At 36.9% G+C, this 15016-nt stretch carries 12 protein-coding genes; 7 read left to right on the top strand and 5 right to left on the bottom strand.

Annotated elements, in window-relative coordinates; genetic code table 11:
• Positions 1-14: 14 nt before the first annotated feature.
• Entirely contained in the window at positions 15-1499 is a 1485-nt protein-coding gene (locus B2C77_RS07625; protein ID WP_077703080.1) for an alpha-amylase family glycosyl hydrolase, read from the bottom strand.
• Between the two features lie 207 nt (positions 1500-1706).
• Positions 1707-2075 carry a YisL family protein gene (locus B2C77_RS07615; RefSeq protein WP_077703078.1) on the bottom strand — a complete coding sequence of 123 codons (369 nt, stop codon included), beginning with the start codon at positions 2073-2075 and terminating at the stop codon, positions 1707-1709.
• Positions 2076-2334: 259 nt separating this feature from the next.
• Between B2C77_RS07615 and B2C77_RS07610 the strand changes: the two genes are divergently transcribed.
• Positions 2335-3531 (top strand): ornithine--oxo-acid transaminase, encoded by a 1197-nt coding sequence (locus B2C77_RS07610; protein WP_077703077.1) that lies wholly within the window; start codon positions 2335-2337, stop codon positions 3529-3531.
• 257 nt (positions 3532-3788) lie between these two features.
• Here B2C77_RS07610 and B2C77_RS07605 read toward each other — a convergent pair whose 3' ends face one another.
• On the bottom strand, positions 3789-4997 hold the full coding sequence (locus B2C77_RS07605; RefSeq protein ID WP_254843952.1) for a DUF418 domain-containing protein: 1209 nt from the start codon (positions 4995-4997) through the stop codon (positions 3789-3791).
• A 388-nt stretch (positions 4998-5385) separates the two neighbouring features.
• Between B2C77_RS07605 and B2C77_RS07600 the strand changes: the two genes are divergently transcribed.
• The 6 genes from B2C77_RS07600 (at position 5386) to B2C77_RS07575 (ending at position 7436) form a co-directional block, all read left to right on the top strand.
• Positions 5386-5598 carry a spore germination protein gene (locus B2C77_RS07600; protein WP_077703076.1) on the top strand — a complete coding sequence of 71 codons (213 nt, stop codon included), beginning with the start codon at positions 5386-5388 and terminating at the stop codon, positions 5596-5598.
• A gap of 24 nt (positions 5599-5622) precedes the next feature.
• Positions 5623-5823 carry a spore germination protein GerPB gene (locus B2C77_RS07595; RefSeq protein WP_077703075.1) on the top strand — a complete coding sequence of 67 codons (201 nt, stop codon included), beginning with the start codon at positions 5623-5625 and terminating at the stop codon, positions 5821-5823.
• 73 nt (positions 5824-5896) lie between these two features.
• On the top strand, positions 5897-6475 hold the full coding sequence (gene gerPC / locus B2C77_RS07590; protein WP_077703074.1) for a spore germination protein GerPC: 579 nt from the start codon (positions 5897-5899) through the stop codon (positions 6473-6475).
• Positions 6476-6477: 2 nt separating this feature from the next.
• The gene (locus B2C77_RS07585) at positions 6478-6654 is read left to right on the top strand and encodes a spore germination protein GerPD (protein WP_073006137.1); all 177 of its coding nucleotides are present in this window, start codon (positions 6478-6480) and stop codon (positions 6652-6654) included.
• 11 nt (positions 6655-6665) lie between these two features.
• Complete coding sequence (locus tag B2C77_RS07580) at positions 6666-7049, top strand: spore germination protein GerPE (protein WP_077703073.1); 384 nt, start codon at positions 6666-6668, stop codon at positions 7047-7049.
• 168 nt (positions 7050-7217) lie between these two features.
• A complete protein-coding gene (locus tag B2C77_RS07575) occupies positions 7218-7436 on the top strand; it encodes a spore germination protein (protein ID WP_077703072.1) in 219 nt (72 codons plus the stop codon).
• 186 nt (positions 7437-7622) lie between these two features.
• On the opposite strand, the gene addA is transcribed toward B2C77_RS07575, so the two are convergent.
• Both addA and addB read right to left on the bottom strand, forming a co-directional pair.
• Positions 7623-11342 (bottom strand): helicase-exonuclease AddAB subunit AddA, encoded by a 3720-nt coding sequence (gene addA, locus B2C77_RS07570; RefSeq protein WP_077703071.1) that lies wholly within the window; start codon positions 11340-11342, stop codon positions 7623-7625.
• Positions 11336-14833: a helicase-exonuclease AddAB subunit AddB gene (addB, locus tag B2C77_RS07565; protein ID WP_077703070.1), complete on the bottom strand. Its 3498-nt coding sequence runs from the start codon at positions 14831-14833 to the stop codon at positions 11336-11338. Before addB ends, addA begins: the two co-directional genes overlap by 7 nt.
• Positions 14834-15016 lie beyond the last annotated feature (183 nt).

Here is a 15016-nt window from a genome sequence, read left to right as displayed (position 1 = left end):
CTTTGCAGTCTCCTTCACCCCTCATTTTTCTTTTGTTTTCTAGATAACACCACGATACCAACGATAAATAATAAAAATATACCGATTATAAAACCAATAAACCACCAGTTAAGCCCTGTATCTTCTTCTACAGAGAATATTTCTACCATCTCTCTATCTAAACCCACCCGATATTCTCCGTTGCCATTAGCTCGAAAGGTTTGATCACTTAAATATCCTCGCAATTCTTTTCCTTCTTCTACATCTGAAATGGTAACAGAACGTGTCTTTACATCGTTATTAATAGCAATATACATCGTTTGCCCATCATAAGTACGTTTAAACACACTCATTGCTCCATCTGTCCCTACCATTTCGTAGTTTCCTCTTCGTAAGGCAGGAAACTCTTGACGTAAGGAAGATATCCTATTAAAAAACTCCGTTAATTCTTTATCTCCACTGTTAAACTCTACCATCCGTTGTACTTCATCCAATGTGGAACCATACATCGGCAGATGGGAACCTTGATAGATCATTGGAACATCTGGCATAGAATATAAAAAGGTTAAAGCTAATTTCCAAGCTGTCAATGGATTTCTGCCATTCTCCGCTAAAGTTTGTGTAAAACGCTCCATGGATTGGTCATCCATAAATAGCATATCAACAGCGCTATCTTGCATTGTTGCTTCATATATATTTTCCGGTGAGACACCAGGTTTAGAAAAAACATCACGCATTGCTTGCTGTGCATTATGGTTCTCAACAGCATCAATATGTTGATTTTCCTGTAAAGTAGTTACATCAGATTTTCCCTCTAGTACATCTGCTAACAAATAAAAATTTTCATCAGATTGTTTTATTTCATTTGAAAGTAGAGTTAAAAACGATGGTGAGGCTTGGTCTGCAGCGTGTAATTGGAAACCGTCAACATCCGTTTCTTCTTTCCAATACTTTGCTACATTGACTAAATAATCTTGTACTGCTTCATTTTCTTGATTCAATGCAACAACATTTTCTCCCCAAGCTGTGTTTACTTGTGCATCTCGATCAATCCAATCCGCTTTAGATGGATTAGTAACAATCGGATGGCTTTTAGCAACATATTTCGTGACAAGCTCCAAAACAACTTTTATCTCTCTTTCATGAGCTTCATCAATTAACTTTTGCAAACTTTCCATATCACCAAATTGCTGTTCTACGTTATAAAAGTCTTCTATCCAATAACCATGATAACCGTCTGGTGCGTTTGCCATAATAGGTGACAGGATGATGGAAGTATACCCCAATTCCTCAAAAGTATCCAACCTATCTGTAATCCCTTCCAAATCACCACCATGATATGCTTTTGGATTATCAAGATCAATTTGTTTATCACGTTCAACATTTAAATTATTATAGCGGTCAACTAAGATACGATAAAAAACTTCATCTTGAATGCTTGTTTCATCAGCTTGAACCATAGTTGGTACATAAATAAAAAACATGAAACTAACTATTAAAAAAGCAATTACTTTCTTCATCACTTCTCTTTCCCCCGTCCATCTTTTTCTTGTCCGATTATTTTTTCACTGTTATCTATAATCCAGCCACACCAAGGAATAAGTAAAACGTGGCTTATCAACAAAACGTTATGACGAAAAATTATAGTTTCGCCTATTCTAAAGCCATTATAGTATAAAAAAGGCTGTCCTACGTACATAAGGACAACCTTTTATTTTTATTCATTCTTAACCTAATTGAATTCCCATAGGTAACCGAACGAATCCTAATACAAGCAGAATAATAAGCGCAATGACAAACTGTGTCCACAGTCCTTTTAATGGTTTCTCCTTTGGTAAGCGAACGAGTATCATTTCCATAATAGCAATCATCCATATACCCGCAACCCCTTTAACAATTGCTTCTGCCATTAACGATCCACCATTAAAGTAAGGGGTAATTAAGTCTCCTCCAGAATATAAGATAAGTAAATAATCCAAGCGCAAAATCATATGTACGATTTTCCCTGCTTTCGTATTACCTTTCTTATACATAGCATAAGAGATTGCTAATAAAATAAACCCTAATACCCATCCCGTTATATGCAAATGTGTCATGAAACAATCTACCTCCTATTTCCAATTCAACTAATGCTATCATATCATGATCCTAGTAACTTTTCATTTTTAACACTCTATCGTTTGGCAAATATGTAACAGCTACTCTATTATGATAGAAATTACTTTCTAATTAGGAAAGCTTTCCATCTATGAGCTAGGTTTAAATTTAATAGATTCATATTTTTTATAGCTGGCAGTTGCAATAAAAACTGTTATACTGTATTTGTAGATTATTTTTAAAATTCGGAGGGATCATATGGGACAAACAAGTCAACAAATTATTGATCAAACACAGGAGTACGGTGCTAAAAATTACCACCCTCTGCCTGTGGTCATCTCTAAGGCAGATGGAGTATGGGTAGAAGATCCTGAAGGAAACCGCTACATGGACATGCTCAGTGCTTATTCAGCTGTTAATCAGGGACATCGCCACCCACAAATTATTAAAGCACTAAAAGATCAAGCGGATCGTTTAACTTTAACATCCCGAGCGTTTCATAATGATCAGCTTGGGCCTTGGTTTGAAAAAATTTGTAAGCTTACGAATAAAGAAATGGTATTGCCGATGAATACAGGCGCAGAAGCAGTAGAAACGGCTATTAAAGCAGCTAGAAGGTGGGCTTATGACGTAAAAGGAGTGGCGGAAAACAAAGCTGAAATTATTGCTTGTGAAGGTAACTTCCACGGTCGAACAATGACCGCTGTCTCTTTATCATCTGAAGCCGAATACAAACGTGGCTTCGGACCAATGTTACCAGGTATTAAAATTATCCCTTACGGAGATGCAGAAGCTCTAAAGGCTGCAATCAATGAAAATACCGCAGGCTTTTTATTTGAACCAATTCAAGGAGAAGCTGGTATTGTCATCCCACCAGATGGTTTTTTACAAGAAGCATACCAGATTTGTAAAGAAAACAATGTACTATATATTGCGGACGAAATTCAGTCTGGACTAGCTCGCACAGGAAAAATGTTTGCATGTGACTGGGAGAATGTAACACCTGACGTACAAATTCTTGGAAAAGCCTTAGGTGGAGGCGTCTTTCCAATCTCATGTGTAGTTGCTAACAAAGATATTCTCGGTGTATTCAATCCTGGTTCTCACGGATCCACATTTGGAGGTAATCCACTAGCATGTGCTGTCTCTATTGCTGCATTAGATGTTTTAGAAGAAGAGAATTTAGCAGATCGCTCTTTAGAATTAGGAACGTACATGATGAATGAATTAAAGTCCATCCCTAATCCAAAAATAAAAGAAGTTCGTGGTAAAGGGTTGTTTATCGGCGTGGAGCTTACCGAACCAGCCCGTCCATATTGTGAAGCGTTAAAGGAAAAAGGACTGCTTTGTAAAGAAACACATGAAAACGTCATTCGATTTGCACCTCCATTAATTATTAAACAAGAAGATTTAAAATGGGCTGTTTCTCATATTAAAGAAGTATTAACACCATAAGAACAAATGCTCGGGGCGCCCGGTTAGCAACGTAGCGAGTGGAGCGAAGCAACGAAAGTTTTAGGAATCACGGTGAGGAACGAACCGATGATGACTTAGCTTAGGGCAATTTCGTGAAGTCGCCTAGTTGCTAGGCGCTGGAGCCGGACGTGGCTAAATAACTTAGTAAGTTTATCCACATATGTAAAATTTATATCCCAGACCATAAAAAAGCAGCTTGGCACTGTTCCAAGCTGCTTTTTCAGTGTTTGCATGATTTATTTGCCCATAAGTTGCATCTTTCCATAAGTAAGACTTCTCCATAACCACTCCAAAGGCCCATAACGGAACTTCCTTAACCATATACTACTATATATCATTTGCAAACCATAAATAATAATGGCTATACCTACACCTTGTAACGGGGAAGTTTGACCATACCAACCTAATCCAATCCCATAAAACAAGAGAACACAAAGGATAGACTGCATAATATAGTTGGTAAATGCCATTCTCCCAACATAGTTAAATGGTTGCATCAATTTAGCACCTAATTCTGTTTGTCCCAATAGTGTAATGGACAAAATATAAAACAGGGCAGAAAACAAGCCTCCAATACTATCTTGGGCAATTTCAAACCACAATGGGTTACCAAAGAAATATGGCCCTAATTTAAACACTAAAAACAAAATAAGCGAATACACCCATAACTTTTTTAGTAGTGATTTATGTTGCATTGGATGATGTAACCAACGTTTTCTTGCAAAATACATACCCACTAAAAATAACGGCAAGAGTAAAAAGGGAAGAAAGAAGAGACCTAATCCACTCCCAAACAGCCAATCTTGCGCATTTTGTGACCAAATAGTAGTAAAGGAGTTACTTTGATAATTTGCAATAATAGGTTCAACTGGCTTTAATGGCTCTTGTCCATACATAGCTATCCATGTTCTCGCCAAATAGGAAATAAATGTAATAAAGCCAACAAACCCTCCTAACAGCCCCACAGCCCAATAAATTAAAGTCCTCTCCTTTACTCTCAAAAATAACAATGCAAGTAAACCGACAAGAGCATAGGTAATTAAGATATCGCCATACCAAATTACAAATGCATGAATCACTCCAAATAATAATAAAAATAAAAGTCTTCGAGTTAGAAGCGGAACAGCTTCTAATTTTTTTAATTGGAGACGATCCGTCATTAATTGGAGGCCAAATCCAAATAAAAAAGAAAATAAACTGTAAAAGCTCGCTTGAAAAACGATATCAATAACAGCAAGCGTTACCTCATCTTCAGGATTATTCCAAACTAACCCTTCTCCTCTGTATGTAAAGTAAGGAGAGCTAAATGACAGCATATTAACAATTAGTATGCCAAAAATGGCAAATCCCCTTGCAGCATCTATCCAATGAAGTCTCTCTTTTGCTTGCACAGGTGAAGCTTGTTGATTCATAAACACATTCCTTTCCTTTGTTAGTTCAATCATTATTAGAAAAAACGATCATTCTTTATGGTAAAAAACACCTATAATACCTTAGGCTTTCCTAAAGTAAAAATTGCTTGTGGGCAAATCAGAAACAATTTTATGTATTCTTATCACAATAAGCCTTGAAATGGATTTACGAATGTTCCTTTTATTTAACTATAAGAAAAGAAACAACAAATCACAAGCTAAATTTTTAAACAAATGTAACATATTTCTTCTTTTAATTCCTCAACAATTTATTTTTTATACATAACTTAATAATAAGCGAAATTACCTAAAGTAAACTTCTCCTTATTGTTAGAAAAACTTAATTCATACTATAAAGCGAAAGTTGTACACTTTCCTATAGTGAAAAAAAGCTCCGTCTCGTTAAAGAGGAGGTATTGAAATGCCAGCGAAAGTAGGGGCAGTGAAAGTCGTTAACTTATCATCTTCCAGTATTTTTAATATTGGTGACGTTTACTCAATGTCTCCGAATAGTACTGCTAAAACATATGCTGGTGGAGGGTCATTTAATACCGGCAACGGAATTCGCGTAAACTTAGGAAATGCTAAAACGTATATATACGATTCAGATAAAGTAGATATGTCTTATAACTAAAAAAGGTAAACAGGAGTGAAGGAAATGCCTTTAACCGTGCATCAAACCATAAGTATTTATATGATTAAAGTTGGAGCTATTACGAATTCATCTGTTCTACAAATTGGTAGTACGGGAAGTATTCAATCCCAATCTGACATTTACAATACCGGTGGTTATACGGAACCTGCGCCAACAGCCGAAGTTATTCAAGAAGCAGTTCCATTGGTTCCTTTAGCTCCCTAAACTGCACACTTCTCGACTTTTTGCATATAGTAAACATAGGCATTCGTCTAGGTATGGCAGAGGAGGGAGTTCCATGAATCATTCAAACTGGTCCGCTTATATGTACGATATGCATGAATACATGAGACAACAGGAAGCGTTAATTGAACAATTAACATCACGAGTAAATGAATTAGAAGAAAAGCTACAGAACAAAAAATCTAACCATATCGAAAAAGTAGAATATCATTTTGACCAACTAAAAATTGAACAATTAGATGGAACGCTTCATATTGGTTTATCTCCACAAGATTTGGCTAATCTAGACGGTAGCTTTATTGATCAACCGAAACCTCCAAACTATCAAGCCCCTTTAAAACAAACGATACAAGCAGAATTAAATGATTATTTGCATCGAAACGGCACAAATATAATTAACCAAATGGCAGCAGAATATAATGTAAGTATGGATGACGGTTATCCTCCCATTTTGATTCAAGATATGATCAAACAGTTACCAGGACGAATTGCCTTTTACGAAAACGAAGCATATAACGAAAAAAACTTACAAACAAGAGATGACATCCATCGATTTATATCCGACAACGTAAAAAATGAAATTAAACAGTCATTACGAAAATATATGGATACCCAAAGATCTAAAGGAGAATAGCTATGAATATGGAAGTTCATAATTGGGGGTTAAATATTGGTAATGTTCAAGTTGACAACGTATCCTCATCATCTGTGTTTCTAATTGGGGACAATGAGCAATTTCTTCTTTCATCCTTTTTCGATACACCACCCGAAGCATTTACTTTAGGAAATATTGTACCATTAGCACTTACGTAAAGGGGGGTAAAATGAAAAAAAGAACATCCATTGTTGATAATTTGTTTACTAACTCTGTATCCACAAGTAGTATACTTTCCATTGGGGATACAGAAAATGCTGCGTTAAAATTTAAAGGGCTTGCTATTCAAAAACAAAACCCTGTTTTTTCTAAACGTGATGAAGAAACATTCAATTACCCACTATTTAAGCGAGATACGAATTGGCCAGAACCTAAAATGCTCGTAAACAAATTAACGACCCACCACAAAGGGAGCATTCATGTGGCGAATGTTGCAAGTATCGGCGTAAGTAGTTCTTCATTACTCCAAATTGGTAATTTAACAAGAGTCTATGCAGAGTCCCGTGTGAAGCATTTCCGTAAGCTACAAGATACAAGTGAATCTTTTGAATGAAAATTGTGGATTTAGCTACTGTTATCTCCCGTTTAGATTTATCAAGGCAAAATCTTTCCATTCTTGAAGGAGACTTACAGCATCTTATATCCGAAATAAAACCATACGCACCAATAGTCAATACATTCATACGCTATAGAAACGAATTCTTTCAAAAGGTGGTTTCCTATGCCTTCTATTGTTGGTCCGATTAAAATTGTTAGTGTGAGTGGTGGGGTCGTAAATTTTGGTGATTCCTTTTATATTGCTCCAAAAGAATCTACAAAAACAAATGCTGGTTCTGGTTCCTTAAACACTGGAGATTTCACATGCACAAATAATGGTGTAAGTTCAACCAATCCATTTGACCCAGATATAAACGACCAAAATTTAACTGCAAATGCTTAAACAATATGCCGTGGATGTAGCAAACTCCACGGCATACTCTTTCATCGCCCACGGGTCATTTTAGTACTAATCGGTATGCATTACAAAATAAAGCATATAAGGGCTATTATTTCTCACTGCTGCTTGTCCAGTAATCCTGCATTCTACAGAAGATCTTAGAATAAATAGGAGCAACGGTTATAAATATCAATATCTTCTGGACGGCACCCGAACAAGCGCTTGTTTTGTAAAGAAATAAAGGTATGTTTCCAATACTGGCTGTCTCCAAATAGTTTCAACTGCATGGCGGTAAAGATCCATTTGTGTTTGATATCTTCGTAACAACTTTTCTTCTACTAGCTCGGACCATTCTCCATGAATGGAGTCGGTTTTATAGTCCAGTATAATCCAACCATCCTTTGTCGAAATAATCGCATCGATTACACCTTGTATTAATACATCTTCTTCTTTTCCTTGCCAATCATGATATACTTCTGTAGCTGGAATGGCTAAACTAAACGGAATTTCTCGTTGCACATAAGGAGCTGTTATCATTATTTGAGCAATTGACGTTTGGTAAAAATGTTCAATAGCTGTAATATCTATTTCTTCGACAGCCTCTCGACCAATCATTTCTTTTTCCACCATTTTTTCTAATTCCGTTTCAATCTCCTCATACGTCAACGAACGATGCAATGGTAAATGTTGCATTACTTTATGCATAAAAGTACCCTTTTCAGCAGCTGATACCTTCTTTTCCTTTTGCATAAAAACAGGGCGTTTCATAATTGGTCTTTGCCTAGGTGTAATTAAATGATCACTACTGTACTCATCTTTTAATTCCTGCTGCCGCTTTAATTCGGTTACCGTTTGTTTCGCTCTGGATTTCGCAGCGTGTATATAAGGATACGTATCACTCAAACGTTGTTGCACCGTTTTTGCTAACTTATCGCTGGATAATGTAAAAGGAGTCCATTCAGAAATATGTTGATAAAGCTGATCTAATTCGTCATCAGCTTGCTTCCCTGTTTCTTCAAGCTCGTTAGCGTGATGGATGCTAATTTCCCAACTAGAAGGGTCTTGTTGAATTTCTTCTTTTACTTGTTCTCCTATTTCTCCAAGTCGTAATACTTCATTTTCATGATGCCGTACAAGTGCAGGAGCAACCCAATCAAGGTATGTTTTTGCTTCTATTCGTCCATGAGTTGGTAGTACCCAGTAAGGATGGTTTTGAATGGCTTGCCATTTTTCCTTTTTCTTATCAAAAGATGCCACACTTCCAATCATAACAAGCTTTTCTTTGGCTCGAGTTAATGCGACATATAAAACGCGCATCTCCTCCGCTAATTGATCACGTAACATTTCCCGTCTTAATGCATGATAATAAAGCGTAGGATAAGATATTCGTTTAACTGGATCAATATACTTGCTAGCAAAACCATAATCTTTATGCAATAAATATTTTTGATTTAAATCACTTAAATTAAATTGTTTATCCATACCACCTAGTAAGACTACAGGAAATTCCAATCCTTTACTTTTATGGATGGTCATAATCCTTACAACATCTTCTTGTTCACTTAAAGCTCTTGCAGCGCCTAAATCTTCCTTTCTCTCTTCCATACGTTCTATAAAGCGAAGAAAACGGAATAAGCCACGGAAAGAGGTTGCTTCATACGTTCGTGCCCGATCATACAATGCACGGAGGTTCGCCTGCCTTTGCCTACCTCCTGGCATACCACCAACATAATCATAATATTTCGTTTCTCGATAAATTTGCCAAATTAACTCCGATAAAGCTCCTTGTCTTGTGGCTTTACGTAATCGATGTAACGACTCTAAAAACATGGTGATTTTATCAGCTAATGCATTGACATGCTCTTTTGCATAGAATAGTAATGCCTCATAATAGGTTTGTTTTTTTCTCGCTAACCGAATGGTAGTTAATTCTTCTTCATTTAGACCGACAATTGGTGAACGCAAAACAGAGGCTAAAGGAATATCCTGCCGCGGATTATCTACGACTTTTAAAAAGCTGATCATGACTTTTACTTCAATCGCCTCAAAATAGCCTGTAGACAGTTCTGCATAAACAGGAATTCCTTGTTTTTTTAGCTCGTCTGTAATCACAGGTGCATCCGTCATGGAACGAAGTAAGATAACAATATCTCGATATTGCACGTCACGTTGTTGCTCTGTTTTTTTATCTACTACTTGTAATGGTTGCCCGTCTTCTTGGCCAATCCAGTGCTTTATTTTATTTGCATACATTCGTGCTTCTAATTCTGCTTTCTCTAGGTCCATGGAATGATCCAAGTCGGTTTCTTTACGCTCATTCGTTTCTCGATCAATAATAATTAATTCTGGACTAGGAGCTCTGTGGGGGAAGTTGTCATACATCTTATTTCCATAAATGAGCTCTGCATTTGCATCATAATTTATTTCTCCAAGCGATTCATCAATGATTTGTCTAAATAAATAATTTGTCGCCATTAAAACTTGGCTACGGCTTCTAAAATTCCGTGATAAGTCGATTCGTTTAGCAAGATGTTCAGATTGAGCAAAACGATTATACTTTTTTATAAACAAAGACGGCTCTGCGTGGCGAAAGCGATAAATGCTTTGTTTAACATCCCCTACCATGAATCTGTTTCCCGCATCTGTTTGATTGCTTATTAGTGATAAAATAGTCTCTTGAACAAGGTTTGTATCTTGATACTCATCAATGAGTATTTCCGTATATTGCTCTTGGAAACTTTTTGCCACTTTTGACGGCTTTGGCTTATCCACATTTCTATCTTCAAGCAATATTTGCAAACATAAATGCTCTAAGTCGGAGAAATCAACGAGAGCACGTCCTTTTTTTTCTTCTTGAAACTTCGCTTTAAATGCTTTCACGAGTGAAGCTAACTGTTTCATTATCGGAGCCATTTCACGCATATCTTCTAGGTGGCTTACTAAATTCCTAGCAAACCAACCTTGTTTCATGGCTGTCCAGCGCTTTTTATAGCTTTCTCGTAATTTTTTTACTTGTTTTTTCTTTTCCTCATTAACCTCTACTTTTTTACTAGATAGCTTAGCAAACGTACTTGCTTCTATCCAATCGTGCAATTGTTGCCAATCACCCAAATGAGCACTCGCTTCATGAACAAGTACCAAATCCTTCTCGAGTGTATCGGCATAATGATAAGGTCCATCACTTTCTCTCGCTACCTTCATTGCTTGCTCTATTTCCTCTTCCATGGCATTTAACTGTTCTTTCACTTCGCGTTTCAAAATTTTTAGCCAGCTTAACTCACTTTCTTGAGCCGTTTTTGGTATATCATAAGCTTCCGCTAATTGATCTAACCATTTATCCGGCCAAGGGTTTTTTACTGCAAACTCATATAATTGTAAAATTAATTTCTCTACATCGGCATCGCTTCGATCACTTGAAAAACGGTCAACAACTTGAAAAAAAGCTTCTTGTTCCTCTGCATCCGTTCCATACCAGCTTTCAAATAAGTCGTCTAATACTTCCTGCTTCATCAGTTCTGCTTCCATATTATTTGCAATCCGAAAAGCTGGGTCAATATCTAACAAATAAGCATATTGCTTAACAACATCTAAACAAAATGCGTGTAATGTGGAGATAGATGCTCGTTGTAATAACGATAATTGTTTTTTTAAATGTAAAGAAGCTGGGTTTTTTTCTAAAGCTTTTTCTAATGCATCACCAACTCGATTACGCATTTCTTGTGCAGCTGCATTTGTAAATGTAACCACAAGTAAGGAATCAATATCTACAGGTTGCTTCTTATCCAACAGTTTTTGAATAATTCGTTCCACCAAAACTGCTGTTTTCCCCGAACCTGCAGCTGCTGCAACAAGAATATCAGACCCTTTTGTATAGATAGCTTCTTCTTGTTCCGTTGTCCAGCTCACCATTCTGAATCCTCCTCTACTTGCATTCGTTTGAGTATTTCATCCTGCTTCATATCTGCTAGTTTGCGGTAATTGTTCGTTGATATCGTCGGATCAAATTGACATACAGATTGAAACGGGCAGTGCGTACAAGCATTTTGTTGTTTATAATAATATGGATTTAAATCGATAGCACCATGTGTCATGTCTATCCCTGCCTGCGTCATCAGTTGATGAACATGTTGCTGTAAATGCTTCATGGTCCTTTCATCTGCTACTTTAGAATAACTGTAAAATCCACCATTCTTTTTAATTGCAGCTGGAATTATCTGGCTAGCACCTGATTCTAAAGCTTGGTCCATGAGTTTAGCAATATCTTCATCTGCCAACAATAGCCCTTGCATCTTATATTTTTTAAATAATTCTTTTTCAATCGTGGCATCATCAAGCTTGTCTTGTCCTGTAATCATCGGATTATGGACGTGGAAATACAGAATACCTGCTGGTGTTGCTTTTACGCCTAGCCATTGTTCCGAATGCGTAATAACTACATCAAGGTATGCTAACATTTGCAATGCAAGTCCGTAGTACACCTCAAGCAAATTTAATTCCTTTGCACTTGATTTGTAATCAATAATTCGTAAAAATAGCTCGTCATCTTTAACAGCCTTATCGACACGGTCTATCCTGCCTCTAAGCATCAATTCAAATCCGTTTTGCAAAGGAACAGTTAACGGCGGTAGATCTTGATCGTTCCCAAATCCTAACTCCAAACCAACTGGAGAAAAATGGCTTCTTCTAGCTTGCTCACTTAGTACATACGTTGCCCTTGCAATTACTTCTTCTAATTTCTGTTGAATATACTGATAGCGATTCGAACTGTGCAAGATTTGGTGCTGTAATATAGGAGATAGCTTGGTAACTGCTTGATGTGCGTATGAAGCCGCATCAGATTGTGTGAGTTGAGAAAATTCTTTGTCTCCTTGTTGAATCCATACGGTTATCGTTTTTAACGCTTCATGGAATAACTGACCAATATCTGGTGCATCTAGCTTATATGTTCGCCTTTCCTCTAAACCAAGGCTATATTTGGCGAAATGCTGATAAGAACATCTGTAATATGTCTCCAGTCTAGAAACACTTGCTTTAATCTGTTTTGGATATAGCTGCTCAACGGTTTCTGCCGATAGATTACTAGGTTTATTTTGATAATACAGGCTCTGTAAAATACGGTATGTCGTTCCGTTCTTTTTTTCCTGCATGATATACCAATTGAGTACATGCCACCAAATGGGTTTTATTGGATACCCCTTACGATACCTTGCTAGTTGTGCTGTTAAGGCAGCTCTTGTTTTATGAGGTGTTGTCACAAAACGATCTGCTTCTAACAATTCATCGGGTTCTTGCAGCAATTGATGTTCACAACAGCTTGGGAATAAGTTCTCTATTCGCTTAATAAGTTGTGATGGCATCTTCGTATTTCCCTCTTCATCACTTAATGGGTAACTAATCCATAACTGATCACTTGCTACTGTGAAAGACACATACATATAAAACCAGTCGTCTAGTAATTGACGTTTACTCGTTTCAGCAAGCTGTACGCCATGATCAGCTAATAAATTACGCTCTTGTTCATTAATTAACCCATCCGCGGACGGTTTCAACGGCCAAATTCCTTCATTTACACCTAATAAAAAGGCACAACGAATATCGCTTATTCTTGAGCGATCAATAGAACCGACAATAACATGATCTATACTTGGGGGCACATGAGCAAACTTCAATGTTTCTAAACCAGCTTCCAATGTTTTACGAAATACAGATAATGACATCGTTTCTTCGCCAACCATTTCTACCATTTCATCCAACAGTTGAATAACGGCATCCCAAACTTGTTCCTGTTCTCGCCCCTTTTCGATTTCAGCTTGTTCATCGTATTCAGCTCGCAATTGTTCTAATTTTGTAGGAACTTGAAGTTCTTCCAATAATCGATACAAACAAACACATTTTTCCTTCACTGTTTCTGCTTCTCTTAATTGCGTATCAAAGCCTTCAAAGGCCTTAATTACTTGTTTTCGATAACGGTTAATACGTAATTGTGTTTCCCGTTCTGTATCTGTTTGTGACATCTGATCAAATCCACGAAAACGCTGAAAAATCCAATCTTTCTCAGAAAACCAGCTTGTGCGGGATCGAACTCCATATTCCAGTACATAATTTTCTAATTCATCAATCGCATCTGCTGTTAGCGGGTATTCCTTGTCCGAAATTGACACAAAATCTGTTTTTAACAGACGAAAAACCGCGTCGTAACGCCAATTTCCTTCAACGACATCTAATGCTGAACGAATAAATTCCATTAACGGATGGTTTAACATCGTCCGCTTTTCATCAATAAATACAGGGATATCGTAATCATGAAAAATCGTCGCGATTAGATCATGATACATGTCTGTTTGCCTTATAAATATGGCCATATCTTGATAACGATATCCCTCGTCTCGCACCAAATGAATAATTTGCTGTGCAGCACCTTCCACCTCTGCACGAGGATGAACTGCCTCAGCAATTTGTATAGGGACTGGTTGTTCATATGTTGGCGCTGGACGATGATCAAAGTACTGCTCCAAATGAGCAAAGTATGGGCGATTACGAAAGCGACCATATGTAGGGGCTAGTTTAATCGTTTCTTCTACCGTTACATCTATAGACGCAGCTAATTGCTTTAATACATGAAACGTTTCTTTCGTTTGATAAAACAAATCAACTTCTGAAGTAGGTTCTTCTTCTGGCTTATCGACCGTTAACGCAACCGTAACTTGCTTACATTTTTTTAACAATGCTTGTATTACGATAAGTTCTGTAGGTGTAAAACGATAAAAACCATCAATATAGATTTCTGCATTTTCTAATAGCCTGGAATGAGCAATTTTATCTGCAAGTATTTGTAATTGATCTTCCCCGTCTATATATTTTCCTTGTAATGAAAGCAATAGTTTTTCATAAATATACAACAAGTCTTCCAATTTATGAAGGAGACTTTCTTCTCCTGTTTTCTTATGTACATAGCTATTCATATGCTCCATTTTAGCTTGTAATAATTCAGGTGTAATAGCGTAGCGTTTAAATTCGGTAATCATCGTTTCTAATTGTTCAATAAACCCATGCTTTTCCATAGCATGTTGAAACACATGCCATTCTCCTTGCTTTTCTTCCATGATTTTTCGTAACATCATTTGCATTCCTATTGTACTAATAAAGGGCTTATTTCCTCCCCCTGTTTCTTGTAAAACCCTCCAAGCTAAACGTGAAAAGCTAACTACTTGCGCCCGTATACTGCCACGAATTTCCTTATCTTTAAATAAATTATATTCTTGCTGAAAAGTCATCTGATCAGGCACAAGATAAAATATAGCTGAGCCTTGTGGCTGATCTAGCAATTTTTCTTTTATTTCATCAAATATGCGACCACTTTTCCCTGTACCTACGCGACCTGTTATAAAACGGAGACTCATCACTCACTTCCCCTTTCATGGATAAAAAATTTTATTTATCGACAACCACTAGCATTGCATAAATATGGTTTGAAAATTCAGTAAACATCTTTGCAGGATTTTTTGCCAAAAAGACAAAGGCTAAACAAAGGTGGTCTGTCCATTTGGAAAAATTATACAATTAAACTATTAGCAACAGCGACA

The sequence above is a fragment of the Virgibacillus dokdonensis genome (genome assembly GCF_900166595.1).
GTDB classification, from domain to species: domain Bacteria; phylum Bacillota; class Bacilli; order Bacillales; family Amphibacillaceae; genus Virgibacillus; species Virgibacillus dokdonensis.
Note: the sequence above shows the minus strand (reverse complement) of the source record. Positions and strands in the feature narration are given on the sequence as shown.